The sequence below is a fragment of the Leclercia sp. Colony189 genome (assembly GCF_009740165.1).
GTDB lineage: Bacteria > Pseudomonadota > Gammaproteobacteria > Enterobacterales > Enterobacteriaceae > Enterobacter.
Genome location: NZ_CP046557.1, coordinates 3,553,318 through 3,579,660, shown reverse-complemented (window position 1 = coordinate 3,579,660; position 26,343 = coordinate 3,553,318). Strand labels below are relative to the sequence as shown.

23 protein-coding genes and 2 rRNA genes are annotated in these 26,343 nt (G+C 54.5%); 17 read left to right on the top strand and 8 right to left on the bottom strand.

Going from position 1 to position 26,343, the window contains the following annotated elements; genetic code table 11:
- Nucleotides 1-120 precede the first annotated feature (120 nt).
- The 4 genes from GNG29_RS16995 (at nucleotide 121) to GNG29_RS16980 (ending at nucleotide 5,367) form a co-directional block, all read left to right on the top strand.
- Nucleotides 121-3,022, top strand: a 23S ribosomal RNA gene (locus GNG29_RS16995).
- A gap of 196 nt (nucleotides 3,023-3,218) precedes the next feature.
- Nucleotides 3,219-3,334 (top strand): 5S ribosomal RNA (gene rrf, locus GNG29_RS16990).
- 117 nt (nucleotides 3,335-3,451) lie between these two features.
- Nucleotides 3,452-3,907 carry a DUF4385 domain-containing protein gene (locus GNG29_RS16985; protein WP_103180771.1) on the top strand — a complete coding sequence of 152 codons (456 nt, stop codon included), beginning with the start codon at nucleotides 3,452-3,454 and terminating at the stop codon, nucleotides 3,905-3,907.
- A 152-nt stretch (nucleotides 3,908-4,059) separates the two neighbouring features.
- On the top strand, nucleotides 4,060-5,367 hold the full coding sequence (locus GNG29_RS16980; RefSeq protein ID WP_156655043.1) for an MFS transporter: 1,308 nt from the start codon (nucleotides 4,060-4,062) through the stop codon (nucleotides 5,365-5,367).
- On the opposite strand, the gene GNG29_RS16975 is transcribed toward GNG29_RS16980, so the two are convergent.
- The 5 genes from GNG29_RS16975 to trxC all read right to left on the bottom strand — a co-directional run bounded on the left by GNG29_RS16975 (nucleotide 5,364) and on the right by trxC (nucleotide 11,085).
- Complete coding sequence (locus GNG29_RS16975; protein ID WP_255584953.1) at nucleotides 5,364-5,699, bottom strand: YfiM family lipoprotein; 336 nt, start codon at nucleotides 5,697-5,699, stop codon at nucleotides 5,364-5,366. The genes GNG29_RS16980 and GNG29_RS16975 overlap by 4 nt on opposite strands.
- Before the next feature lie 31 nt (nucleotides 5,700-5,730).
- Nucleotides 5,731-7,086 (bottom strand): CDP-diacylglycerol--serine O-phosphatidyltransferase, encoded by a 1,356-nt coding sequence (gene pssA / locus GNG29_RS16970; RefSeq protein WP_103180769.1) that lies wholly within the window; start codon nucleotides 7,084-7,086, stop codon nucleotides 5,731-5,733.
- 110 nt (nucleotides 7,087-7,196) lie between these two features.
- A complete protein-coding gene (locus GNG29_RS16965) occupies nucleotides 7,197-9,860 on the bottom strand; it encodes a bifunctional acetate--CoA ligase family protein/GNAT family N-acetyltransferase (RefSeq protein WP_156655042.1) in 2,664 nt (887 codons plus the stop codon).
- Nucleotides 9,861-9,895: 35 nt separating this feature from the next.
- Nucleotides 9,896-10,594: a tRNA-uridine aminocarboxypropyltransferase gene (gene tapT / locus GNG29_RS16960; RefSeq protein ID WP_103180767.1), complete on the bottom strand. Its 699-nt coding sequence runs from the start codon at nucleotides 10,592-10,594 to the stop codon at nucleotides 9,896-9,898.
- A 71-nt stretch (nucleotides 10,595-10,665) separates the two neighbouring features.
- The gene (gene trxC / locus GNG29_RS16955; protein ID WP_103180766.1) at nucleotides 10,666-11,085 is read right to left on the bottom strand and encodes a thioredoxin TrxC; all 420 of its coding nucleotides are present in this window, start codon (nucleotides 11,083-11,085) and stop codon (nucleotides 10,666-10,668) included.
- A 206-nt stretch (nucleotides 11,086-11,291) separates the two neighbouring features.
- Between trxC and GNG29_RS16950 the strand changes: the two genes are divergently transcribed.
- Nucleotides 11,292-12,377 carry a tRNA/rRNA methyltransferase gene (locus tag GNG29_RS16950; RefSeq protein ID WP_103180765.1) on the top strand — a complete coding sequence of 362 codons (1,086 nt, stop codon included), beginning with the start codon at nucleotides 11,292-11,294 and terminating at the stop codon, nucleotides 12,375-12,377.
- Between the two features lie 93 nt (nucleotides 12,378-12,470).
- Here GNG29_RS16950 and ung read toward each other — a convergent pair whose 3' ends face one another.
- Complete coding sequence (ung, locus tag GNG29_RS16945) at nucleotides 12,471-13,160, bottom strand: uracil-DNA glycosylase (protein ID WP_103180764.1); 690 nt, start codon at nucleotides 13,158-13,160, stop codon at nucleotides 12,471-12,473.
- A 314-nt stretch (nucleotides 13,161-13,474) separates the two neighbouring features.
- Between ung and grcA the strand changes: the two genes are divergently transcribed.
- Nucleotides 13,475-13,858, top strand: a complete 384-nt coding sequence (grcA, locus tag GNG29_RS16940) for an autonomous glycyl radical cofactor GrcA (RefSeq protein WP_103180763.1) — start codon at nucleotides 13,475-13,477, stop codon at nucleotides 13,856-13,858.
- Between the two features lie 51 nt (nucleotides 13,859-13,909).
- Here the strand turns inward: grcA and srmB are convergent, their stop codons facing one another.
- Nucleotides 13,910-15,238, bottom strand: a complete 1,329-nt coding sequence (srmB, locus tag GNG29_RS16935) for an ATP-dependent RNA helicase SrmB (protein WP_103180762.1) — start codon at nucleotides 15,236-15,238, stop codon at nucleotides 13,910-13,912.
- Between the two features lie 132 nt (nucleotides 15,239-15,370).
- Here srmB and trmN point away from each other — a divergent pair, with 132 nt between their 5' ends.
- Nucleotides 15,371-16,108: a tRNA(1)(Val) (adenine(37)-N(6))-methyltransferase TrmN gene (gene trmN / locus GNG29_RS16930; RefSeq protein ID WP_103180761.1), complete on the top strand. Its 738-nt coding sequence runs from the start codon at nucleotides 15,371-15,373 to the stop codon at nucleotides 16,106-16,108.
- On the opposite strand, the gene nadB is transcribed toward trmN, so the two are convergent.
- Nucleotides 16,093-17,712: an L-aspartate oxidase gene (nadB, locus tag GNG29_RS16925; protein WP_103180760.1), complete on the bottom strand. Its 1,620-nt coding sequence runs from the start codon at nucleotides 17,710-17,712 to the stop codon at nucleotides 16,093-16,095. The two genes, trmN and nadB, sit on opposite strands and share 16 nt — an antisense overlap.
- A 357-nt stretch (nucleotides 17,713-18,069) precedes the next feature.
- Between nadB and rseD the strand changes: the two genes are divergently transcribed.
- From rseD to recO, 10 genes are all read left to right on the top strand, one after another.
- Nucleotides 18,070-18,138, top strand: coding sequence for a rpoE leader peptide RseD (gene rseD / locus GNG29_RS23480; RefSeq protein ID WP_233212310.1), 69 nt, complete (start codon nucleotides 18,070-18,072; stop codon nucleotides 18,136-18,138).
- Entirely contained in the window at nucleotides 18,135-18,710 is a 576-nt protein-coding gene (rpoE, locus tag GNG29_RS16915; protein ID WP_032613187.1) for an RNA polymerase sigma factor RpoE, read from the top strand. Before rseD ends, rpoE begins: the two co-directional genes overlap by 4 nt.
- A 31-nt stretch (nucleotides 18,711-18,741) precedes the next feature.
- Nucleotides 18,742-19,392 carry an anti-sigma-E factor RseA gene (gene rseA, locus GNG29_RS16910; protein WP_103180758.1) on the top strand — a complete coding sequence of 217 codons (651 nt, stop codon included), beginning with the start codon at nucleotides 18,742-18,744 and terminating at the stop codon, nucleotides 19,390-19,392.
- Nucleotides 19,392-20,345, top strand: coding sequence for a sigma-E factor regulatory protein RseB (gene rseB / locus GNG29_RS16905; RefSeq protein WP_103180757.1), 954 nt, complete (start codon nucleotides 19,392-19,394; stop codon nucleotides 20,343-20,345). The genes rseA and rseB overlap by 1 nt, the downstream gene beginning before the upstream one ends.
- Nucleotides 20,342-20,818 carry a SoxR-reducing system protein RseC gene (gene rseC, locus GNG29_RS16900; RefSeq protein ID WP_103180756.1) on the top strand — a complete coding sequence of 159 codons (477 nt, stop codon included), beginning with the start codon at nucleotides 20,342-20,344 and terminating at the stop codon, nucleotides 20,816-20,818. Before rseB ends, rseC begins: the two co-directional genes overlap by 4 nt.
- Nucleotides 20,819-21,002: 184 nt before the next feature.
- A complete protein-coding gene (gene lepA / locus GNG29_RS16895; RefSeq protein WP_103180755.1) occupies nucleotides 21,003-22,802 on the top strand; it encodes a translation elongation factor 4 in 1,800 nt (599 codons plus the stop codon).
- Nucleotides 22,803-22,818: 16 nt separating this feature from the next.
- Entirely contained in the window at nucleotides 22,819-23,793 is a 975-nt protein-coding gene (gene lepB / locus GNG29_RS16890) for a signal peptidase I (protein ID WP_103824593.1), read from the top strand.
- Between the two features lie 223 nt (nucleotides 23,794-24,016).
- Nucleotides 24,017-24,697 (top strand): ribonuclease III, encoded by a 681-nt coding sequence (gene rnc, locus GNG29_RS16885; RefSeq protein ID WP_103180753.1) that lies wholly within the window; start codon nucleotides 24,017-24,019, stop codon nucleotides 24,695-24,697.
- Entirely contained in the window at nucleotides 24,694-25,599 is a 906-nt protein-coding gene (gene era / locus GNG29_RS16880) for a GTPase Era (protein WP_103180752.1), read from the top strand. Before rnc ends, era begins: the two co-directional genes overlap by 4 nt.
- 11 nt (nucleotides 25,600-25,610) lie before the next feature.
- A complete protein-coding gene (gene recO, locus GNG29_RS16875) occupies nucleotides 25,611-26,321 on the top strand; it encodes a DNA repair protein RecO (protein ID WP_103180751.1) in 711 nt (236 codons plus the stop codon).
- Nucleotides 26,322-26,343 lie beyond the last annotated feature (22 nt).

Here is a 26,343-nt window from a genome sequence, read left to right as displayed (position 1 = left end):
TGGATCAAGCTGAAAATTGAAACGACACACTGTGTCTGTTCTCCGTAATAAGAACAGATGAAGGTGTGTTCGAGTCTCTCAAATTTTCACAACGCGAAGTGAAACAGCTTCGGGTTGTGAGGTTAAGCGACTAAGCGTACACGGTGGATGCCCTGGCAGTCAGAGGCGATGAAGGACGTGCTAATCTGCGAAAAGCGCCGGCGAGGTGATATGAACCCTTGACCCGGCGATGTCCGAATGGGGAAACCCAGTGTGATTCGTCACACTATCGTTAGCTGAATACATAGGCTAACGAGGCGAACCGGGGGAACTGAAACATCTAAGTACCCCGAGGAAAAGAAATCAACCGAGATTCCCCCAGTAGCGGCGAGCGAACGGGGAGCAGCCCGGAGTCTGAATCAGCTTGTGTGTTAGTGGAAGCGTCTGGAAAGTCGCAGGGTACAGGGTGATACTCCCGTACACGAAAGCACACAGGCTGTGAACTCGAAGAGTAGGGCGGGACACGTGTGTATCCTGTCTGAATATGGGGGGACCATCCTCCAAGGCTAAATACTCCTGACTGACCGATAGTGAACCAGTACCGTGAGGGAAAGGCGAAAAGAACCCCGGCGAGGGGAGTGAAAAAGAACCTGAAACCGTGTACGTACAAGCAGTGGGAGCATCCTTCGGGGTGTGACTGCGTACCTTTTGTATAATGGGTCAGCGACTTATATTCTGTAGCAAGGTTAACCGTATAGGGGAGCCGAAGGGAAACCGAGTCTTAACTGGGCGTTAAGTTGCAGGGTATAGACCCGAAACCCGGTGATCTAGCCATGGGCAGGTTGAAGGTTGGGTAACACTAACTGGAGGACCGAACCGACTAATGTTGAAAAATTAGCGGATGACCTGTGGCTGGGGGTGAAAGGCCAATCAAACCGGGAGATAGCTGGTTCTCCCCGAAAGCTATTTAGGTAGCGCCTCGTGAATTCATCTCCGGGGGTAGAGCACTGTTTCGGCTAGGGGGCCATCCCGGCTTACCAACCCGATGCAAACTGCGAATACCGGAGAATGTTATCACGGGAGACACACGGCGGGTGCTAACGTCCGTCGTGAAGAGGGAAACAACCCAGACCGCCAGCTAAGGTCCCAAAGTCATGGTTAAGTGGGAAACGATGTGGGAAGGCACAGACAGCCAGGATGTTGGCTTAGAAGCAGCCATCATTTAAAGAAAGCGTAATAGCTCACTGGTCGAGTCGGCCTGCGCGGAAGATGTAACGGGGCTAAACCATGCACCGAAGCTGCGGCAGCGACACTATGTGTTGTTGGGTAGGGGAGCGTTCTGTAAGCCTGCGAAGGTGTGCTGTGAGGCATGCTGGAGGTATCAGAAGTGCGAATGCTGACATAAGTAACGATAAAGCGGGTGAAAAGCCCGCTCGCCGGAAGACCAAGGGTTCCTGTCCAACGTTAATCGGGGCAGGGTGAGTCGACCCCTAAGGCGAGGCCGAAAGGCGTAGTCGATGGGAAACAGGTTAATATTCCTGTACTCGGTGTTACTGCGAAGGGGGGACGGAGAAGGCTATGTTGGCCGGGCGACGGTTGTCCCGGTTTAAGCATGTAGGCGGAGGTTCCAGGTAAATCCGGTACCTTATTAACGCTGAGGTGTGATGACGAGGCACTACGGTGCTGAAGCAACAAATGCCCTGCTTCCAGGAAAAGCCTCTAAGCATCAGGTAACACCAAATCGTACCCCAAACCGACACAGGTGGTCAGGTAGAGAATACCAAGGCGCTTGAGAGAACTCGGGTGAAGGAACTAGGCAAAATGGTGCCGTAACTTCGGGAGAAGGCACGCTGATATGTAGGTGAAGCCCCTGCGGGTGGAGCTGAAATCAGTCGAAGATACCAGCTGGCTGCAACTGTTTATTAAAAACACAGCACTGTGCAAACACGAAAGTGGACGTATACGGTGTGACGCCTGCCCGGTGCCGGAAGGTTAATTGATGGGGTTAGCGCACGCGAAGCTCTTGATCGAAGCCCCGGTAAACGGCGGCCGTAACTATAACGGTCCTAAGGTAGCGAAATCCTTGTCGGGTAAGTTCCGACCTGCACGAATGGCGTAATGATGGCCAGGCTGTCCTCCACCCGAGACTCAGTGAAATTGAAATCGCTGTGAAGATGCAGTGTACCGCGCAAGACGGAAAGACCCCGTGAACCTTTACTATAGCTTGACACTGAACACTGGTCCTTGATGTGTAGGATAGGTGGGAGGCTTTGAAGCGTGGACGCCAGTCTGCGTGGAGCCGTCCTTGAAATACCACCCTTTAATGGCTGGTGTTCTAACGTAGACCCGTTACCGGGTTGCGGACAGTGTCTGGTGGGTAGTTTGACTGGGGCGGTCTCCTCCTAAAGAGTAACGGAGGAGCACGAAGGTCAGCTAATCCTGGTCGGACATCAGGAGGTTAGTGCAATGGCATAAGCTGGCTTGACTGCGAGAGTGACGGCTCGAGCAGGTGCGAAAGCAGGTCATAGTGATCCGGTGGTTCTGTATGGAAGGGCCATCGCTCAACGGATAAAAGGTACTCCGGGGATAACAGGCTGATACCGCCCAAGAGTTCATATCGACGGCGGTGTTTGGCACCTCGATGTCGGCTCATCACATCCTGGGGCTGAAGTAGGTCCCAAGGGTATGGCTGTTCGCCATTTAAAGTGGTACGCGAGCTGGGTTTAGAACGTCGTGAGACAGTTCGGTCCCTATCTGCCGTGGGCGCTGGAGAATTGAGGGGGGCTGCTCCTAGTACGAGAGGACCGGAGTGGACGCATCACTGGTGTTCGGGTTGTCATGCCAATGGCACTGCCCGGTAGCTAAATGCGGAAGAGATAAGTGCTGAAAGCATCTAAGCACGAAACTTGCCCCGAGATGAGTTCTCCCTGAGCCTTTAAGGCTCCTGAAGGAACGTTGAAGACGACGACGTTGATAGGCCGGGTGTGTAAGCGCAGCGATGCGTTGAGCTAACCGGTACTAATGAACCGTGAGGCTTAACCTTACAACGCCGAAGCTGTTTCGGTGGATTTGAGAAAATTTTCAGCATTGATTCAGAGTTAAGTACACAATAGTTTGCGCAGCAGCAAGGCGGCAAGCGAAGGAAAGGAAGGAGCATACTGAAGTATGTGACTGACTTTACGAGCGCGGCCAACGCGGCTGATGCGATAAAGTATTGCGTACAGAGCACCAAGAATTTGCCTGGCGGCTGTAGCGCGGTGGTCCCACCTGACCCCATGCCGAACTCAGAAGTGAAACGCCGTAGCGCCGATGGTAGTGTGGGGTCTCCCCATGCGAGAGTAGGGAACTGCCAGGCATCAAATTAAAAAACCCCGTACCTTATGGTGCGGGGTTTTTTGCTTTTCCACCTTGGCGAGCACAATCAACAATCTCTGGCTAAAATAACAAGATACGCATCGTCAGCGAGGTTATTTTGCCGAACCCCCCCTTTAACTATCAACAAGATTTCGCCAACATAAACTTTCGCGACCATCCTGAGCTTTACCAGGTAGGGCGGGGAGAACAAGGCGTTCTGCTGGTTGAACCTTACAAAAGCGAAATTCTGCCCTACTGGCGATACAAAAATGCTGAGGTTGCGACAAAATCTGCGCAGGAAATATACGCACTCTTTGAGCAATACCGTCAGCAAGACGATTTTGTGGGCATGGATATGGCCAGAAAATTCATCCAGATGGGATATACCCGCGCCAGACGCTACGCCAACCACAAAGGCGGAAAAAAGTACGATGATGAACGCAATGTTCGTCCACTGGATCACGATCCCGTTAAAGCCGAAGCCGCAAAAGTATTCAAAGGATGGTGGGACAAAATTCGCGCCGATGAGGATTATTTACAGAGAAAACAAGCGCATCAAAAAAAGTGGGGCTGATGATGTTATCCGTGCCAGGACGCATTTTGTGACGGAGATAACAAAATTAAATGAAACATAATAGAAACAATTATTTTACCTAACGTTAAATTTTAAATCTGGTTTTACTGGAGTGGGTGCTTTGGCCCGCATTGTAAGACAGGGGATTTAAAATGACAGAAACCGTAGCAAGTACAGATACGGATAGTAAAAAACTGGCAGAGGACGATACTCGCCGCAGGATTTGGGCAATCGTCGGCGCATCTTCAGGCAATCTGGTTGAATGGTTCGACTTTTACGTTTACTCGTTTTGCTCGCTCTATTTTGCCCATATCTTCTTCCCATCCGGCAACACCACTACCCAGCTTCTGCAAACTGCAGGCGTTTTCGCCGCAGGCTTTTTGATGCGTCCAATCGGCGGCTGGCTCTTTGGGCGTATTGCCGATCGAAAGGGGCGAAAAACGTCCATGCTGATCTCCGTCTGCATGATGTGTTTCGGCTCCCTGGTTATCGCCTGCCTTCCGGGCTATGACACTATCGGCACTTGGGCTCCAGCCTTACTGCTGTTGGCGCGTTTGTTCCAGGGACTTTCCGTTGGGGGGGAATATGGCACAAGCGCGACATATATGAGTGAAGTTGCCGTGGAAGGGCGTAAAGGCTTTTATGCCTCATTTCAGTACGTCACCCTGATCGGGGGACAGCTCCTGGCAATTCTGGCCGTCGTGATCCTGCAACAGGTTCTGAGTGATGAAGATCTCCGTGCCTGGGGATGGCGTATTCCTTTTGCGCTTGGCGCCCTCCTTGCCATTGTGGCGCTGTGGCTGCGCCGTCAGCTGGACGAAACGTCGCGTAAAGAGGTAAGGACGTTAAAAGAGGCAGGTTCTTTTAAGGGCTTGTGGCGTAACCGGAAGGCCTTTTTAATGGTGCTCGGCTTTACGGCTGGCGGTTCGCTCACCTTCTATACCTTCACTACCTATATGCAGAAGTATCTGGTTAATACAACGGGTATGCACGCTAACGTGGCGAGCATGGTCATGACGGTGGCGCTCTTTGTCTTTATGCTCATCCAGCCCATTATCGGTGCGCTGTCGGATAGAATCGGTCGTCGTAGCTCAATGCTGATTTTCGGCGGGTTGTCGGCAATATGTACTGTGCCCATTCTCACTGCACTCCAGCATGTCACATCTCCTTATGCCGCTTTTGCACTGGTGATGGTCGCATTGGTCATTGCCAGTTTTTACACCTCGATCAGCGGCATTCTTAAGGCAGAGATGTTTCCGGCTCAGGTGCGTGCACTGGGCGTTGGGTTATCTTATGCGGTGGCTAACGCGCTGTTTGGCGGCTCAGCGGAATATGTAGCCCTGTCATTAAAATCGGTGGGGAGTGAGGCAATCTTTTTCTGGTACGTCACGCTGATGGGGGCGCTGGCATTTATGGTTTCTTTAATGCTGCACCGCAAAGGGAAAGGCGTGCGTCTTTAATGATCCGCCATCTGCCAGACGGCATAGCCGGTAGTCGCACCGGCTATGTCCCAGGCAAAATCTTTCCAGCTCCAGCCGCTCCCTGCCGGGCGGCTGTCCCAGAGCTCTTTCGATGCCCCCAGACTGACCGAAAACATCAGGCCGTATGCAGCGCTGCGGTCGCGGCTGTAGCCCTGGCGCTGTGCATATTCATTACCCGCAGCCGAGAGCATCGCCGAGGCTAAAAAGTGTTGCGCCTTATCCTGACCCGACCAGCTATCCTGAGCCATATGGCTGCATCCGCCCAAAACCAGGCAGCCCATTAACAGCAAATAACGCACAACGACCTCCATAAAAAAGCCCCGTCAATGACAGGGCTGAAGATTACAGGATGCGGCTAATCAACCGGTCGATTCGGATGCGACGTAAACGGCGAATTAGCTTACGCACTTTCACCGGATAGTCAGCGATACTTTGCAGATCGCGATAATGGTTAACCACAGTGGTGTGCGTGCGGATCAGATCCAGTTCACGGTCGCGCGGAGCAGCCAGCTCCTGGCGGGGATCGTGGATCAAAATCGCATTTTCTAGATCCAGTCGCCACGCGCGGGGATTGAGGTTATTGCCCGTCAGCAGCATCCATTCATCATCAACCCACATGCCTTTCAGGTGATAGCTGTTATCTTCATCTTTCCACAGACGCACAACCAGCTGATCGGTATTCACATAGTACTGCAGGCGGCTCAGGAAGCGGCGCAGGTTGATCTCATAGAGATAAGGCAGGGCGCCGATGATCTTAAATGGCTGATCTTCAGGAATGAAGAAATCGTTCGCGGTTTTATCGCCAACGATAATTTCCACCTTTTTACCGTCGCGTAACAGCTGAATGATGTTACGCACCAGCACCGCCGGCAGGTTGAAGTACGGTGTACAGATGGTCAGCTTATGTTCTGTACACGGCATCAGATGGAAGATGGTCTTGTTGAGCAGGCTGGATTTACCCAGCCCAACCAGTGGGGTCACTGCAAGCTGTTCATTATCGGCATCGCCCTGGAAATGGAACATGGCATCGCGCAGTTCCTGACGGAAAAGGCGGATCTCATTTTTGATCTCCGGGCTTTTTGGTCGCTGCGGATCGTCAAGCCGATTCACGCCGCGGCCATGCACCAGATGTTGGTCCACCCACTCAAACATGACGTCAGCCATGCGGGCATTACGCACCAGGTGATAACGATCGTAACGGTATTTATCCAGTTGATGCAGATAGACATCGTTCAGACTCGCGCCGCTATAGAGCACGCTGTCATCAATGATAAAGCCTTTGAAATGGAGAACGCCCAGAGCTTCGCGGGTGTTAACAGGAACACCATAAACGGGGACATCTACGCCAGGGTTTTCCTGCGCCATGCGGCAATACCAGTCGGCATTGGTGTTGGACGCAGCGGCGCCAATACGACCGCGCTGGGCGCGATGCCAGTCGACCAAGATACGGACATCCAGCTCAGGGCGCTGGCGTTTGGCTTCGTACACGGCGCGTAAAATGGCGCTGCCGCCATCATCCTGTTCAAGATAAAGCGCGATAATGCAGATACGATGCGTTGCGCTGGCAATTTTTTCCAGTAGCGTCTCCCGAAAGTCGGCGGGAGCATAAAAAAACTCTACATCATCAACTGACTGAGAAATCTTCGGTAGTTGAGCAAGGTGTTGTTGATGTTTATTACGCTTAAATTTTGACAACATCACAGTGCGTTTCTTCTCTGTTCATTGAAGGATTATATGTACTATGTAGACAACAGAAGCGGGCAATCATACCACCAGTGCCGTTTAAAGTGGTCAACATTTCCAGTACCTTACTCTTGTTTACCTGATGGCATAAGCTGCAGAGTCAACCCGACGATCCCATCTTCAAGCTGGATATCAACGGTAAAGCCCAGCTTTCGCGCCAGGGCGACCATGCCACGGTTGTTAGGCATGGTAATGCCATTGAGGCGGATCAGTCCGTGATCGCGCGTATAACTGATCAGTTTTTCGAGTAATCGTCTTCCCAGCCCAAGACCTTTCAGATCGGAGCGAACAAGCACCGCAAACTCCGCATCAACGTTATCAGGATCGGAGATGGCACGTGTGACGCCAAGGATTTCATCGCCCTCTTCAGTGCGTCGGACAGCAACGAAAGCCATTTCCCGATCGTAGTCGATCTGCGTCATATTGGCTAAATCTTCGTGGGTAAATTCGTTGATTTCGCTAAAGTAGCGGTAATACAAATCTTCTTTTGTGACCTGGGCGATAAAGCGCTGAAGCTGGGGTTCATCTTCAGGAAGGATAGGGCGGAACAGCGACAGTTCGCCATTTTTCATCTCCACCCACTCTTCAAGCTGATGGGGGTAAGGGCGAATAGCAAGCCGGCTTTCGCGATCGCCGGTATAGGCCGCCACATCCATCGTCACATCCAGCGCCGTCAGTTCGCTGCCGGATACCAGTAAAGGATGAATATCCAGACGCTGGATTTCCGGGCTATCGACAATCAGGTTCGATACCTGCACCAGGAACTGGCTCAGGGCGGCGATATCCAGCGGTCTTAAGGCACTGCGTCCACGGATCTTTTTGCTCTTAATCCCCTGAATCACCAGATAACGCGCCAGGTTCATGTTCAGGGGCGGCAGGGCAACCACCGCCTGCTCTTCAGGGCGCCACTCCACGCCCCCTTCGCCCAGCATAATCAGCGGACCGAAGACCGGATCGTGTTCCACTACCACCCGTAGCTCCTGCGCGCCGGCACGATTAGCCATGCTCTGCACCAGCAGGCCGTGGATCCGCGCCTGGGGCCAGGCCATTTTAACGCGATCGATAATGGCATCCGCCGCCTGCTGGACTTCCGCCGCGGTACGCAGATACAACATCACCCCCTGAACTTCAGATTTATGCGGGATATCTGGCGAACGCAGTTTCAGTGCTACCGGATAACCGATCTGCTCGGCAATATGCACCGCTTCCGCGCTGTCGCTGGCGATCCAGGTGGGCAGTGTATGCAGGCCATAGGCGGTGAGGATCGGCTGTACCTCATGGGTATCCAGCGAACGCGCGCCGTCATCAATGGCACGCTGCAACAGGTCGTGAGCATGACCCGTATTGGCGGTCAGGTTTCCCGGCAGGGCAGGCGTCTCCCGCAGCTGTTTCTGATTGCGCCGGTACTCCACCATATGCATAAAAGCGGTGATAGTGCCTTCCGGGGTACGGTAAGTGGGGAGGCCAGCCTCGCTGAACAGACGTCGCGCCTCCTGAGATGAAAATTCACCGCACCAGTTGGTCAGAAGCGACACATACTTTCCACGCGGATGCTTCTTCACAATATCAATCAGCGCACGAGCGCTTTCGCTGCCCGGGGCTACGGCACTAGGGGAGTGAATAACCATCAGGGCATCAAAATCCTGGCTGTCCAGCAGGATATTGAGTGCCATGAGATAGTGCTCGCTGCTGGCATCGTCGCGTAAGTCGAGTGGATTACCCGGCTCCACGCCGGACGGCAATGCCTCACGCAGGCGCTGCATTGTCTCTTCGCTGAGGGTGGCCAGCTTACCGTTACGCAGCCACAGTTCATCCAGCGCCAGCGCGGCCGGTGCGGCCCCGTTACTGATGATCATCAGCCGTTCCCCGCGCAGCGGGCGCATATGGCTGAGCGTTTCGACAGCGGAAAAGAGTTCGTGGGTGTCCTGAACACGCAGCAAGCCGGCACGCTGGATAGCGGCATCCCATGCCGGATCCATGCCTGAATGAGAATGCAAAAGACGCTGGGCGGCCGGGCTACGCCCGCTTTTGATCACCAGAATCGGTTTGTTGCGTGAAGCGCTACGGGCTGCCGAGACGAAGCGTCGCGCGTCGCTGAGATGCTCAAGATAGAGCAGGATGGCGCTGGTTTTGCTATCGCGCGCCAGAAAATCCAGCAGCTCGTCAACGTCAATGTCCAGACCGTCGCCCAGCGCAATGAAATAGGAAAAGCCCATTTCGCGCTGCTGGGCCCAGTCGAGGATGGTATTAGAGACCGCCGCCGACTGGGAAATAAAGGCCAGCTTGCCTTTACGTATCGGGACGGGAGAAAAGCTGGCATTCAGCCCCTGCCACGGTGCCAGCAGACCCAGACTGTTTGGCCCCAGCAGTCGCATCTGGTAGCGCGTCGCGCAGGCCAGCAACTCCGCCTGTTGTTCAGGGGGCGAAGAGAGAATAATGCAGGTTTTGCAGCCCTTCTTCCCCAGTGCGTCGAGCAGGGCGATGTTACGTCGGGCGTGGGTGCAGAGCACCGCGAGATCGGGAATGAAGGGCAGGCTCTCCACATCCGGCCAGGCAAGGACACCCAACACCGCCTTATACGCGGGGGTAACCGGCAGTATCGGGCCATTAAAGCCGCCAGCGAGCAGGTTACGCATCATCAGATAACCGGCGCGTTCAGGCTTCATCGACGCGCCAATCACGGCAATGGATTTAGGGCGGAGTAAGGCTTCTAGCCCGCGCTGGCTCATACAGATCTCCTGAAAAGGCGAGTGACCTGATGATTTTAAACGCTTTCCGGCTCCGCCGCTGTGATGCTTCCCTTATGAATGGTTTTTCCGGCCAGATAACGTTCGCGAAAGCGTGAGAAGTGATCGCCCAGGGCGCCTGCCGCCTGAACGTCCCCCGCCAGATCCAGCAGGGCAATGGCCACTTCGGCAGTACAATACTGGCCTTCTGCGTGGGCTTCACGCAGCCGGTAAGCCGAGACGCGCGACAAATCGACGGAGATCACCGGCAGCGCATCCAGATAGGGGCTTTTGCGAAACATTTTACGCGCTTCAGTCCAGGTGCCATCCAGCATGATAAACAGCGGCGGTTTACCGGCGGAGGGCGCGGTAATTACCTGGCGCGTCTCACCGGCGTAGGAGGCCGGAAACACTACCATCGGTTGATAGTCGGGGCTGGCGACCAGATCGAGCAGCGCCTGAGGTGGCTCAGTGCGTGACCACTGGAAGGCTGCGGTATCCGGTAGAATATCGGCGATCAGCCGTCCGGTGTTGCTGGGCTTCATCGGTTCGGTATCGAACATCACCAGGCAGAAACGGCTTTGAGCATGGCTGGGCGCCAGCGTCGCGCAGAGACACTGCCTGAGCGGCAGCAGACAGCGCTGACAGCGACGAATGCGGTTACCACGGGCAAGAAAAGGGCGAGTCGCACGCGCCAGGCGTTGGGCGCGCAGTTGCAGTACGGCGTTATCAGTCATGGGAAGGAGCGCAGAAAAAACGCCATTCTCGCAGAGGCGAGGGCGGGGCACAAGTTACGTGCCCCGGAATGTCAGAGGGATTCGTTCAGCCAGCTATCAAAAGGTGCTTTCGGAACGGCACCATTGAGCATATCGACGACTTCACCATTTTTGAAAATCATAATGGTCGGGATACTACGAATGCGGAAGCGGGAGCTCAGTTCGCGCTCAGCTTCGGTGTTCACTTTCACAAAACGCATTTTACCGCTACGCTCTTCGGCGACATCTTCAAAGATCGGCGCAAAGTTACGGCAAGGGCCGCACCAGGGTGCCCAGAAGTCGACAACAACCGGCAGATCATCCTTCAGCAGTTTATCCAGAGTTTCGCCGGTAGCATTAATCACGTCACCATCGAACAATTCATGACCGCAGCGTCCGCATTTTGCTCCGTCATCAATGCGATCTTCCGGAATGCGGTTAAGAGCCTGGCAGTTGGCACATACGGTATTCATAACTAACCTCAGGTAGAGCAGGGGGACAAATCGGCAACATGCCGGTTATGTTTCCAATATGTTACATATTATCAACGACCCTGTTTGAAACGACAATGCGTTTTGTTCAATGAGACTAATAGTCACAGGCTTTTATACGAAGTAATGGCTATGCGCCGGGACATCGGGTAATCTGCGCGCTTCGCGCAGCGCTGGTGGAGAAAAGCATGAACGACGAACTGAAAAACAAAAGCGGCAAGGTCAAAGTGATGTATGTCCGCAGTGACGATGACTCTGATAAACGCACCCAAAATCCGCGTACCGGAAAAGGTGGCGGACGTCCAGGGCCATCTCGTGCAGACGGTGGCCGTCGCCCCGCCCGCGATGAGAGAAGCAGCCGCGGTGATGACCGCAAACGTGACGACCGTAAGCGTGATGATTTCAAACGCGACGATTTCAGCCGCGACGCCTCACCGTGGCGTACCGTCTCCCGCGCGCCGGGCGACGAGTCCACTGCGCCCGTCGATCACGGCAGCATGGCCGGTAAAACGGTTATCGATCCGGAAGTGATCCGCCGTCAGCGTGCCGAAGAGACGCGCGTCTATGGCGAAAACGCCTGTCAGGCCCTGTTCCAGAGCCGTCCTGATTGCATCGTGCGCGCCTGGTTCATCCAGAGCGTCACGCCGCGTTTCAAAGAAGCGCTGCGCTGGATGGCGGCCAACCGCAAAGCCTACCATGTGGTGGACGATGCTGAGATCACCAAAGCGTCTGGCACCGAACACCATGGTGGCGTCTGCTTCCTGATTAAGAAACGTAACGGTACCACCGTTAAGCAGTGGGTCAGCCAGGCTGGCGAAGATGATTGCGTGCTGGCCCTGGAAGACGTGGGTAACCCGCACAACCTCGGCGCCATGATGCGCAGCTGCGCCCACTTCGGCGTGAAAGGCGTTCTGTTGCAGGATGCGGCTCTGCTGGAATCCGGCGCAGCAATCCGTACGGCGGAAGGCGGCGCGGAGCACGTTCAGCCGATCACTGGCGACAGCGTGCTGGAAGCGATTGAGCAGTTCCGTCAGGCGGGCTATGCCATCGTGACCACCTCCAGCCACAAAGGCACCACGCCGCTGTTTAAAGCGACACTGCCCCGTAAGATGGTGCTGGTGTTGGGTCAGGAGCGCGATGGTCTCTCCGATGCGGCACTCTCCAGCGCCGATCTGAGCGTCTCTATCGATGGCACCGGCAATGTAGAAAGCCTCAACGTATCCGTTGCGACCGGCGTTCTGCTGGCGGAATGGTGGCGTCAGAACAAAGCATAATCCCGCTTTGTTCGTCGTTCGTAGGCCCGGCAAGCGTAGCGCCGCCGGGCAATGTGCCGGGTGGCGGCTTCGCCTTACCCGGCCTACAACAACTTACTCGCTTTCAGCCGGTAACTCCGGCATCCAGTCAATCGGCGTTTCGCCCTGTTTCTCCAGCCACTCATTCGCCAGCACAAAATGATTGCAGCCAAAAAAGCCGCGATGGGCTGACAGCGGTGACGGGTGCGGCGCTTTCAGCACATGATGGCGCTGAGTATCAATGATCGACCCTTTCTTCTGCGCATGCGATCCCCAGAGCAAAAAGACCACGCCTTCCCGGTGCTGGTTAATCAGGCTGATGACCTTGTCGGTAAATGTCTCCCACCCGAGGCTGGCATGAGAATGGGCCTGCCCGGCGCGAACCGTCAGCACGGTGTTGAGCAACAGAACGCCCTGACGCGCCCAGCTTTCCAGGTAACCATGTGAAGGTCGGGTAAACCCCGGTACGGAGGCTTCCAGCTCCTTATACATATTCAGCAGGGAAGGGGGGATAGCAACGCCCGGACGCACAGAAAACGCCAGGCCGTGTGCCTGACCCGGTCCGTGGTAGGGATCCTGTCCCAGGATAACCACTTTGACATCTGCCAGCTCGGTAAAACGAAAGGCGTTGAACACATCTTTCTGGGGCGGATAGATGGTGATGCCGTCCTGACGTTCCGCGGCGACGGTATTCAGAGTATTAACGAAGTAAGGCTGTTTTTTTTCATCGGCCAGTACGTCGTGCCAGGTTAAAGGTGCTGTCATCTCGCTCTCCTGCGAATTTTCACTGTCTTTAGCTTAACTGCATATGACGAGGGAACAAAACTGGCGCGCCAAAAATGTCATTGCACTGAAAAATATTGAAAATTTACACGGAATTTTGAATTCAATTGCGAGGGTAAAATTGATATAAAACAATAATCTCCGTTTATCACCCTTTTACTGGTGTGGTTTTTGTTGATTTAAGTCAAGGAATGACGAGGGTTTGACTGATATATATACACTCAAGCAACAATGGTTTTACCAATTGCCCGGACGAACGGGTGACACCCAATATTGTAGTGTAAGGGAGACATCACATGATTACTGGTATCCAGATTACTAAAGCTGCAAACGACGACCTGCTGAACTCTTTCTGGCTGCTGGACAGCGAGAAAGGCGAAGCGCGTTGCGTATGCGCAAAAGCAGGCTTTGCTGAAGATGAAGTTGTTCAGGTTAACGCGCTGGGCGAGTTCGAATACCGCGAAATCCCGATGGAAATCAAACCTGAAGTCCGCGTTGAAGGCGGTCAGCATCTGAACGTTAACGTGCTGCGTCGTGAAACGCTGGAAGATGCTGTTAAGCATCCGGAAAAATATCCGCAGCTGACCATCCGTGTTTCTGGCTACGCGGTACGCTTTAACTCACTGACTGCCGAACAGCAGCGCGACGTTATTGCCCGTACCTTTACTGCCAGCCTGTAATCGTTACCAGCGTACAGATAAAAAAAGCCGGGTTAGAACCCGGCTTTTTTATTACTCTTCTTTCTGTGTCACCGGCGCGCTGCCGCTAGGCTTACGACGCTTGCCCACGTTTTTGGTATCACGGTGGCGTTGCTTCACGCGCGGTTTCTCTTTCTCTTTCGCCTTTTTCTCGGCACGTTTAGCGAGCACTTTCTTGGACGGTTTGCCCGTCATTTTTTCGCTCGGCGCACGGGTGCTCGGACGCAGTTCGTCGATCACGCGGGCCTTCAGCGGCTCTTCAACGTAACGACCAATTTTTTGCAGCAGCAGATGGTCATGCGCTTCGACCAGCGAAATGGCTGTCCCTTTACGCCCGGCACGACCGGTACGGCCAATGCGGTGCAGATAGGTATCCGCAGTGCGCGGCAGATCGAAGTTGAACACGTGGCTGACATCAGGAATATCAATACCGCGCGCAGCAACGTCGGTCGCCACCAGCACGTTCACGCGGCCATCGGTCAGACGTTTGATCGCTTCGTTACGTTTAATCTGCACCATCTCGCCTTCGAGATAGCAGTTATTGATACCCGCTTCACGCAGCCAGGTCGCCAGCTCGTGCACACGCTCACGTTTCCGTACAAAGACGATAGAGCGGGTGGCTTCAGGCTGTTTCAGCAGGTGGATCAGCAGCGCGGTTTTATGCTGAATATCATCGGCGCGGTAGTACCACTGATGGATCTTCTTGCGCTCGCGGGTGGACGGGGTGGCGGAAACCTCAACTGGGTCCTCCAGAAGACGCTCAGCAAAATCTTTAATTGCATCGCCTTCCAGCGTCGCGGAGAAGAGCATAGTCTGCTTACGCCAGCGGGTCTCACCGGCAATGTGTTCGATATCCTGCGCAAAGCCCATATCCAGCATACGGTCAGCTTCGTCAAGAATTAAGGTTTCAACCGCACGGCAGTCGAAGTTCTCTTCTTTGATGTATTGCAGCAGACGCCCGGTCGTCGCAACGACGATATCCTGGTTCTCACTGAATACTTCGGCGTGGTTCATATAGGCCACACCGCCGGTAATGGTTGCGATATCCAGGTGGGTATTCTTCGCCAGCTCACGGGCATGATCGGCAACCTGCATCGCCAGTTCACGGGTCGGGGTGAGGATCAGAATACGCGGCGGACCTGATTTCTTACGCGGAAAATCCAGCAGATGCTGCAACGCAGGCAGCAAATAGGCTGCCGTTTTACCCGTGCCGGTTGGCGCAGAACCGAGCACGTCACGGCCCTCCAGTGCAGGCGGAATTGCCGCTTCCTGAATAGCGGTCGGGCGTGTGAAGCCTTTTTCCTGGAGCGCGTCCAGAAGGCTTTCATCGAGTTCAAGTTCGGAAAAAGTCGTTACAGTCATGTTCTACCTCTGTGTGGGGCGCTGATTATAGACGTTACGGCTGCAATCTTCATCTGTTTGTGTGGATATCCCTTTTCCGTCGTTACGCTTTCACCTATGCTACTCCCGTTTCACTTTGAAGGTTGCTCCGACATGTCTCAACTCAAAGCGCAGCTGCGCCGCGATGGTTTTACTTTTAAGCAGTTCTTTGTCGCCCACGATCGCTGTGCAATGAAAGTCGGCACTGATGGCATTTTACTGGGGGCATGGGCACCGGTAGCAGGCGTTAAACGTATCCTCGACATTGGCAGCGGCAGCGGATTATTAGCCCTGATGCTGGCGCAGCGTACCGAACACGCTGTCACGCTTGACGCGGTTGAACTGGATCCCCAGGCGGCTGAGCAGGCAGCGGAAAACGTAGCGGAATCCCCCTGGGCTTCGCGCGTATCTCTTCATTGTGCGGATGTTCTTGCCTGGGCGCCAGAACAAACGGGCCGCTATGACCTGATTGTCAGCAATCCTCCCTATTTTGAACCGGGCGTAGCCTGTGCTACACCCCAGCGAGAGCAGGCCCGGTATACCGACACGCTCGATCATGGCGCGCTGTTAGCCTGCGCTGCCGGGTTGATCTCCGAAGAGGGATTTTTCTGCGTGGTATTACCGGAGAGCGCAGGCAGTGCATTTATTGCCAGCGCGCTGGAGATGGGCTGGTTTTTACGCCTGCGCACCGATATTGCGGAAACCGACGGCAGGCTGCCGCACCGGGTGCTGCTGGCGCTGTCGCCGAAAGAGGGAGAGTGCTTCAGCGACAGGCTGGTGATACGTGGGCCAGATCAGCGTTATTCCGATGACTACACGGCGCTGACCCACCCCTTCTATTTATTTATGTGAGCCAGCGGTGAGAGCACCGACGGGCCGGAATGCTCAAGCTGCTCCGGGTAGTCGAGCGTGTAGTGCAAACCGCGGCTCTCTTTGCGCATCATTGCGCAGCGCACAATCAGCTCCGCCACCTGAACCAGATTACGCAGTTCCAGCAAATTATTGGATACGCGGAAATGGGCGTAATACTCATCAATTTCCTGCTGCAGCATGGTAATACGGCGCAGGGCGCGCTCCAGACGTTTGGTGGTGCGCACAATGCCGACGTAATCCCACATAAAGAGGCGCAGCTCGTGCCAGTTATGCTGGATCACGACCAGTTCATCCGGGTTCTCCACGCGGCTTTCGTCCCAGTCCGGCAGGTTTTCCACCTGGCGGGCGTAAGGCATGCGCTTCGTGATATCTTCCGCCGCTGACCAGCCATACACAAGGCACTCCAGAAGCGAGTTTGATGCCATTCGGTTCGCGCCATGCAGGCCGGTGTAGCTCACCTCGCCGATGGCGTACAGGCCGTCAACGTCGGTCCGGCCATGATCGTCGACCATCACGCCGCCGCAGGTATAGTGCGCCGCGGGCACCACAGGCATCGGCTCTTTGGTGATATCGATGCCGAGCCCCAACAGTTTTTCATAGATGGTCGGGAAGTGCTGGCGAATAAAGGCTTCGGGTTTGTGGCTGATATCCAGATACATGCAGTCCACGCCCAGGCGTTTCATCTCATGGTCGATTGCGCGGGCCACAACATCACGCGGCGCCAGCTCGCCCCGCTCGTCAAAGTCCTGCATAAAGCGCGAGCCATCCGGGCGTTTTAAATGCGCGCCTTCACCGCGTAGCGCTTCGGTCAGCAGGAAGTTGCGTGCCTGCGGGTGGAATAGCGCAGTGGGATGGAACTGGTTAAATTCCAGATTGGCCACGCGACAGCCTGCTCGCCAGGCCATGGCAATACCGTCCCCTGAGGAAATATCCGGGTTGGTGGTGTACTGATACACCTTAGAGGCACCGCCGGTTGCCAGTACAACCGATTTTGCCCGACAGGTTTCCACCTTCTCTTTATTACGGTTCCAGACCCAGGCTCCCACAACGCGCCGCGTGCCCGGCAGACCAATCTTATCGGAGATGATCAAATCCACCGCGTTGCTGCGTTCCAGCACCCGGATGTTGGGATGGCTTAACGCCTGGCTGACCAGCGTCGTTTCGACTGCTTTACCAGTGGCATCTGCGGCATGCAGGATCCGGCGATGGCTGTGTCCGCCCTCACGCGTCAGGTGGTAACTCTCTTCTCCATTGGCCTGCACGTGGGTATCAAACAGCACGCCCTGATCGATCAGCCATTGCACGCAGTGGCGGGCATTACTGGCGACAAATTCAGCCGCGTGTCGGTCCACGATACCGCCACCTGCAATCAGGGTATCTTCGACATGGGAGTCGATACTGTCAGTTTCATCAAACACCGCAGCAATTCCGCCCTGGGCATAGAAGGTAGAACCTTCGCTAACAGGACCTTTGCTGAGGACAATCACTTTCTGGTGTGGGGCGAGTCGCAGCGCCAGTGAAAGGCCGGCGGCACCGCTGCCGATAATCAGTACGTCACAGGTGAGTTCGGAAATTGCGTTCATGATGTGTGTTTAATTTACTAAACAGTGTTTGGCCAGCATAGCACCTGAATGCGATGAATCGCACGTTTTTTTTAAGAGTTGTTGCAATGACTAAACAAAGGCTGGACAGCGATAAGGGACTAAAAGGGCGAAAATATTTTGCGTAGCAGATCGTTAGCTTCAGATTTTGTGGTGAAATAAAGCCCGTCTTGCGTTACCCTGCAAGCGGTAAAAGACCATTTCTTAGCAGAAACTGGGTACGTATCGGTATCAGACTTATAATGATAGAAAATGAACGGTCTGCGACGTGATTAACAAAAACAAAGGCGTGACGGAACTAATTGAAATAAAGACCCTCAAAGCAACTGCTTGCTCACAGTGCAGTGTTTGGAGTGGCGTTTCGATAACGCGTGGAATTTAGGTTTGGGGAGACTTTACCTCGGATGAGCGAGCAGTTAACGGACCAGATTCTGGTTGAACGGGTCCAGAAGGGAGATCAGAAAGCCTTTAACCTACTGGTGGTGCGCTACCAGCATAAGGTGGCGAGTCTGGTGTCCCGCTATGTACCGTCAGGGGATGTTCCTGATGTGGTACAAGAGTCTTTCATTAAGGCCTATCGTGCGCTGGAATCTTTCCGGGGAGATAGTGCTTTTTATACCTGGCTGTACCGTATTGCCGTCAATACGGCTAAGAACTACCTCGTCGCTCAGGGCCGACGTCCGCCTTCAAGCGATGTCGATGCTATCGACGCTGAAAATTTTGAAAGCGGCGGTGCGTTGAAAGAAATTTCGAACCCTGAGAACTTAATGTTGTCAGAAGAACTGAGACAAATAGTTTTTCGCACCATCGAGTCGCTCCCGGAAGATTTACGCATGGCAATTACGTTGCGGGAGTTAGATGGCCTGAGCTATGAAGAGATAGCCGCTATCATGGATTGCCCGGTCGGTACGGTTCGCTCACGGATCTTTCGTGCGCGAGAAGCTATTGATAATAAAGTTCAACCGCTAATCAGGCGTTGACGATAGCGGGATACTGGAAAAGGTATTAGGCATGCAGAAAGAACAACTTTCCGCTTTGATGGATGGTGAAACGCTGGACAGTGAGATGCTCAACGAGCTCTCTCGCTCTCCTGAGATGCAAAAAACCTGGGAGAGTTATCATCTCATTCGCGATACTCTGCGCGGCGATACCAGCGATCTCCTCCATTTTGATATCTCAGCTCGCGTAATGGCGGCCATAGAGAACGAACCTGTTTCTCAGGCCACCCCGCTAATCCCCGAAGCCCAACCTGCACCGCACCTGTGGCAGAAGATGCCTTTCTGGAACAAAGTGCGCCCCTGGGCGAGTCAACTGACTCAAATGGGTGTGGCTGCTTGCGTATCGCTTGCAGTTATTGTGGGCGTCCAGCACTATAACACTCAATCTGAAGTGAGCCAGCAACCAGAAGCGCCAGTGTTTAATACACTGCCGATGATGGGCAAAGCCAGCCCGGTAAGTCTGGGTATTCCTTCTGATGCCTCGGCCGGTGCCGGTCAGCAGCAGCAGGTCCAGGAGCAGCGCCGTCGTATTAATGCGATGTTGCAGGATTATGAATTGCAGCGTCGTCTGCATTCTGAACAGCTTCAGTTTGAACAGGCGCAAACGCAGCAGGCTGCTGTGCAAGTGCCAGGAAACCAAACTTTAGGAACGCAATCGCAGTAATGAAGCAACTTTGGTGCGCCATGTCTCTGATGGCGGGTAGCCTGTTGTTCACTGTCAACGCCTCGGCTGATGTATCGTCCGGGGCGTTGTTGCAGCAAATGAACCAGGCCAGCCAGTCACTCAACTACGAGCTGTCTTTTATCAGTATCAATAAGCAAGGTGTAGAGTCGTTACGCTATCGCCATGCCCGTCTTGATAAACAGCCGCTTGCCCAGCTTTTGCAGATGGATGGTCCGCGCCGCGAAGTCGTGCAGCGTGGCAATGAAATCAGCTATTTCGAGCCGGGTCTCGAACCCTTTACGCTGAATGGCGACTACATTGTTGATTCGCTGCCTTCGCTCATCTATACCGATTTTAAACGGCTCTCCCCTTACTACGACTTTATCTCCGTAGGACGTACCCGTATCGCCGATCGGCTCTGCGAGGTGCTGCGGGTGGTCGCCAGAGACGGAACACGTTACAGCTATATCGTCTGGATGGATGCAGAGACCAAGCTGCCAATGCGGGTCGATCTGCTGGATCGGGATGGTGAGACGCTGGAGCAGTTCCGGGTGATCTCTTTCACCATCGACGATCAGGTCGGTAACAGCATGCAGAATCTGGCAAAAGCGAACCTGCCGCCACTGCTCTCCGTCCCGGCGGGGGATAATGTCAACTTTAACTGGGCGCCCAACTGGATCCCGCAGGGCTTCAGTGAAGTCTCCAGCAGTCGACGCCAGCTGCCCACCATCGATACCCCGGTTGAATCCCGTCTTTACTCCGACGGCTTGTTCAGCTTCTCGGTTAATATTAACCGGGCAACACCGGTCAGTGCCGATCAGATGTTGCGTACCGGGCGTCGCACCGTCAGCACCACAATACGGGATAACGCAGAGATCACCGTTGTCGGTGAACTGCCGCCGCAAACCGCTAAACGTATCGCCGACAGCATTAAATTCAGGGCTGCACAATGATTAAAGAGTGGGCAACGGTCGTTTCATGGCATAAGGGCGTCGCGCTGGTCAGCTGCGACGTCAAAGCATCCTGCAACAGCTGCGCCTCCCGCGCCGGTTGCGGCAGCCGGGTGCTGAACAAACTTGGACCGCAGACCTCACACACGATCAGCGTGCCCAGCGCAGAGCCGCTGGTGGAGGGGCAAAAAGTCGAGTTAGGGATCGCTGAAGGTAGCCTGCTTGGCTCGGCGATGCTGGTCTATCTCTCCCCGCTGGTGGGGTTGTTTGCCCTTGGCGGTCTGTTCCAGGTACTGTTTGGGACCGATCTCGCCGCCATGTGCGGCGCAGCGCTGGGCGGCGTAGGCGGTTTTTTACTGGCTCGCGGCTTTTCCTCCCGTCTTGCGGTGCGTGAAGCGTGGCAGCCCGTTATTCTCAGCGTCGGATTGCCACCCGATCAGCTGCGTGTCGACACGCTCTCTTCAGAAGCCCGGTGATGTTACCGGGCTTTGTTTTATTTACATCTCATAAAAGAAAACGCCAGATCTTCGCGCTAAGCTTGCTGGAAGAGCATTTCCTGGTGACGGAGATGTAGTGTAGAATGCTGCGTTTTCGCACTGAAAAACGTCAGGCTAAGAACAGCGGCCTCCAGGAATTCGTAAGGCATAATTATTTAACTATATGAAGAACATACGTAACTTTTCGATCATTGCTCACATTGACCACGGTAAGTCGACGCTGTCTGACCGTATTATCCAGATTTGCGGTGGCCTGTCTGATCGTGAAATGGCAGCCCAGGTACTGGACTCCATGGACCTGGAACGCGAACGCGGTATTACCATTAAAGCGCAGAGCGTTACGCTCGACTATAAAGCGTCTGACGGTGAAACCTACCAACTTAACTTTATCGACACCCCAGGCCACGTTGACTTCTCTTATGAAGTTTCCCGTTCGCTGGCGGCCTGTGAGGGCGCGCTGCTGGTAGTGGATGCGGGGCAGGGCGTAGAAGCCCAGACCCTGGCGAACTGCTATACCGCGATGGAAATGGATCTCGAGGTGGTGCCGGTTCTGAACAAGATCGACCTGCCAGCCGCTGACCCTGAGCGCGTAGCGGAAGAGATCGAAGATATCGTCGGCATCGACGCGACCGACGCCGTGCGCTGCTCGGCAAAAACCGGCGTGGGTGTAACCGACGTGCTGGAACGTCTGGTGCGTGACATCCCGGCGCCGGAAGGCGATCCGGAGGGGCCACTGCAGGCGCTGATCATCGACTCCTGGTTCGATAACTATCTCGGCGTTGTCTCGCTGGTGCGTATTAAAAACGGCACCATGCGTAAAGGCGACAAGATCAAAGTGATGAGCACCGGACAGGTTTACAACGCTGACCGTCTGGGTATCTTCACGCCAAAACAGGTCGACCGTACCGAACTGAAGTGCGGCGAAGTAGGCTGGCTGGTTTGCGCCATCAAAGACATCCTCGGCGCGCCAGTGGGCGATACCCTGACGGGCGCCCGCAACCCGGCAGAAAAAGCGCTGCCAGGCTTTAAAAAGGTGAAACCGCAGGTTTACGCCGGTCTGTTCCCGGTCAGCTCTGACGATTATGAGAACTTCCGTGACGCGCTCGGCAAGCTGAGCCTGAACGATGCTTCCCTGTTCTATGAGCCAGAAAGCTCGACGGCGCTGGGCTTCGGCTTCCGCTGCGGCTTCCTCGGCCTGCTGCACATGGAGATCATTCAGGAGCGTCTGGAGCGTGAATATGACCTGGATCTGATCACCACCGCACCAACGGTCGTGTACGAAGTCGAGACCACCTCCAAAGAGGTTATCTACGTCGACAGTCCATCCAAGCTGCCGCCGCTGAATAATATTCATGAGCTGCGCGAGCCGATCGCCGAATGTCACATGCTGCTGCCGCAGGAGTTCCTCGGTAACGTCATCACGCTGTGTATCGAAAAACGTGGTGTGCAGACCAACATGGTTTACCACGGTAACCAGGTGGCGCTGACCTATGAAATCCCGATGGCGGAAGTGGTGCTCGACTTCTTCGATCGTCTGAAGTCAACTTCACGCGGTTATGCGTCGCTGGATTACAACTTCAAACGCTTCCAGGCCTCCAACATGGTGCGTGTGGACGTGTTGATCAACGGCGAGCGCGTCGATGCGCTGGCGCTGATCACCCATAACGACAACGCCCCGTATCGCGGTCGCGAACTGGTCGAGAAGATGAAAGATCTCATCCCACGCCAGCAGTTCGACATTGCGATTCAGGCGGCGATTGGCAACCATATTATCGCCCGTTCTACGGTGAAACAGCTGCGTAAAAACGTTCTGGCAAAATGCTATGGCGGTGACGTCAGCCGTAAGAAGAAGCTGCTCCAGAAGCAGAAAGAAGGTAAGAAGCGTATGAAGCAGGTCGGTAACGTTGAGCTGCCGCAGGAAGCGTTCCTCGCCATTCTGCACGTTGGTAAAGACGGAAAATAACCCTTAAGGAGTTGGCATGGCGAACATGTTTGCCCTGATCCTGGTGATTGCCACACTGGTGACGGGGCTGTTGTGGTGTCTGGATAAGTTTATCTTTGCTCCGAAACGTCGCGAACGTCAGGCCGCCGCGCAGGCTGCCACGGGCGACCAGTTGGATCCGAATACTCTGAAGAAAGTCAGCCCTAAGCCGGGCTGGCTGGAAACGGGCGCTTCGGTCTTTCCGGTGCTGGCCATTGTGCTGGTGGTACGTTCGTTTATCTATGAACCTTTCCAGATCCCATCCGGTTCGATGATGCCAACGCTGCTGATCGGTGATTTTATTCTGGTCGAGAAGTTTGCTTATGGCATTAAAGATCCGATCTACCAGAAAACGCTGATCGAAACCGGCCATCCAAAACGCGGCGATATCGTGGTGTTCAAATATCCGGACGATCCGCGTCTGGATTACATCAAACGTACCGTTGGCGTACCGGGTGATAAGGTGACCTATAATCCGGTTTCCAAAGAGGTGACGGTTCAGCCAGGCTGCAGTTCCGGCACCGCTTGCGGTAGCGCATTACCGGTGACCTATTCCGGCGTTGAGCCAAGCGACTTTGTGCAGACCTTTGCCCGTCGCAACGGCGGCGAAGCGACCAGCGGTTTCTTCCAGCTGCCGAAAGGCGAGACCAAAGAGAACGGTATTCGTCTGAACGAGCGTAAAGAGACCCTGGGCGATGTGACGCACCGTATCCTGACCGTCTCCATCGCGCAGGATCAGTTGGGCATGTACTATCAGCAGAAGGGGCAGCAGCTGGCGACCTGGATCGTGCCACCGGGACACTACTTCATGATGGGTGATAACCGCGATAACAGCGCGGACAGCCGTTACTGGGGCTTTGTGCCGGAAGCGAACCTGGTGGGTAAAGCCACCACCATCTGGATGAGCTTCGAGAAACAGGAAGGCGAATGGCCAACCGGCGTACGGTTAAATCGTATTGGCGGCATCCATTAATTCCTGATAAATGAGCACGTAGCCTCTTTAACCAGAGGCTACGTGAATTATTTCACTGATAAATCTCTTCTGACTAACGACAACCCCTGTCGTTGCGTATAGAATATTCCCCCGAAGTTTAAGGTTGGCGCTGATTCAGTGCCACGGCACACGAAACCGCGTTGGCTTTCTCAGGACGGTTTCGTGTGCTGCATTTTTGACGCATTTATTCTATTGGTATCGCATGAACCCCATCGTAATTAATCGGCTTCAACGGAAGCTGGGCTACACTTTTCAGCATCAGGAGTTGTTGCAACAGGCATTAACCCATCGCAGTGCCAGCAGCAAACACAATGAGCGACTCGAATTTCTGGGTGACTCCATTTTAAGTTTTGTTATTGCGAATGCGCTTTATCACCGTTTCCCGCGTGTGGATGAAGGCGATATGAGCCGCATGCGCGCAACGCTGGTACGTGGCAATACGCTTGCCGAAATTGCCCGTGAATTCGAACTGGGTGAATGCCTGCGACTCGGGCCTGGCGAACTGAAAAGCGGCGGCTTCCGTCGTGAATCTATTCTCGCGGATACGGTCGAAGCGTTAATCGGTGGTGTTTTCCTCGACAGCGATATCCAGACGGTGGAGCAGCTGATCCTGAACTGGTATCAGACGCGTCTGGATGAGATCAGCCCGGGTGATAAACAGAAAGATCCAAAAACCCGTTTGCAGGAGTATTTGCAGGGTCGCCATTTGCCGCTGCCATCTTATCTGGTGGTGCAGGTTCGTGGCGAAGCACACGATCAGGAGTTTACCATCCATTGCCAGGTCAGTGGCCTGAGTGAACCGGTGGTTGGCACAGGTTCAAGCCGTCGTAAGGCGGAACAGGCTGCCGCCGAACAGGCGCTGAAAATGCTGGAGCTGGAATGAGCGAAGAAAAAAGTTATTGTGGATTTATTGCCATCGTCGGACGTCCGAACGTAGGCAAATCAACCCTGCTGAATAATCTGCTGGGGCAAAAGATCTCTATTACCTCCCGCAAGGCGCAGACCACGCGTCACCGCATTGTCGGTATCCATACCGAAGGGGCATATCAGGCGATTTATGTCGATACCCCGGGTCTGCATATGGAAGAAAAGCGCGCCATTAACCGTCTGATGAACAAGGCGGCGAGCAGCTCTATCGGCGACGTTGAGCTGGTGATTTTTGTTGTCGAAGGTACCCGCTGGACCCCGGACGACGAGATGGTGCTGAACAAACTGCGTGACGGTAAAACGCCGGTGATCCTCGCGGTCAACAAAGTGGACAACGTGCAGGAAAAAGCCGATCTGCTGCCGCATCTGCAGTGGTTGGGTAGCCAGATGAACTTCCTCGATATCGTCCCGCTCTCTGCCGAGACCGGTCTGAACGTCGACACCATCGCGGGCATCGTGCGCAAGCATCTGCCGGAAGCGATTCATCACTTCCCTGAAGAGTACATCACTGACCGTTCTCAGCGCTTTATGGCGTCTGAAATCATTCGCGAAAAGCTGATGCGTTTCCTTGGCGCGGAGCTGCCGTACTCTGTCACCGTTGAAATCGAACGTTTCCAGACTAACGAGCGCGGCGGATATGACATCAACGGGCTGATCCTCGTTGAGCGCGAAGGGCAGAAGAAGATGGTGATTGGCAATAAAGGTGCCAAAATCAAAACCATCGGTATTGAAGCCCGTAAGGATATGCAGGAGATGTTCGAAGCGCCGGTTCACCTGGAACTGTGGGTGAAAGTGAAATCTGGCTGGGCCGATGACGAGCGCGCACTGCGCAGTCTTGGTTACGGCGACGACGTATAAGCCACTAAAACGTGGATGGATGGCAAAGAGCCTTTGTCCTTCACAGTCGTCCCTGGAGCGAAACCAGCCTGATGCTGGACGTCTTCACGGAAGAGTCAGGCCGCGTGCGCCTTGTTGCCAAAGGCGCACGTTCTAAACGTTCTAATCTGAAAGGTGCTTTGCAGCCCTTCACACCGCTGCTGGTGCGCTTTGGCGGACGTGGGGAAGTGAAAACCCTGCGCAGTGCTGAAGCCGTCTCTCTGGCGCTCCCTCTCTCTGGTATTACGCTCTACAGCGGTCTGTATGTTAACGAGCTTATTACGCGCGTGCTTGAACATGAGACCCGCTTCTCTGAACTCTTTTTCGATTATCTGCACTGTCTTCAGGCGCTGGCTGGCGTGAGCGGCTCGCCCGAGCCTGTGCTGCGCCGCTTTGAGCTGGCGTTGCTCGGGCATCTGGGATACGGCGTCGATTTTCTGCACTGCGCGGGCAGCGGCGAACCAGTCGAAGACACCATGACCTACCGCTATCGCGAAGAGAAGGGCTTTATCGCCAGCGTGGTTATCGACAACAGCACCTTTACCGGGCGGGATCTGCGGGCGCTGGCGGAACGCGAATTTCCGGACGCCAGCACTCTGCGGGCGGCAAAACGCTTTACCCGTATTGCGCTCAAGCCGTATCTTGGTGGCAAGCCCTTAAAGAGCCGCGAATTATTCAGGCAGTTTATGCCAAAGCGTAAATGAACAACGAGAAACCGAGGATTGT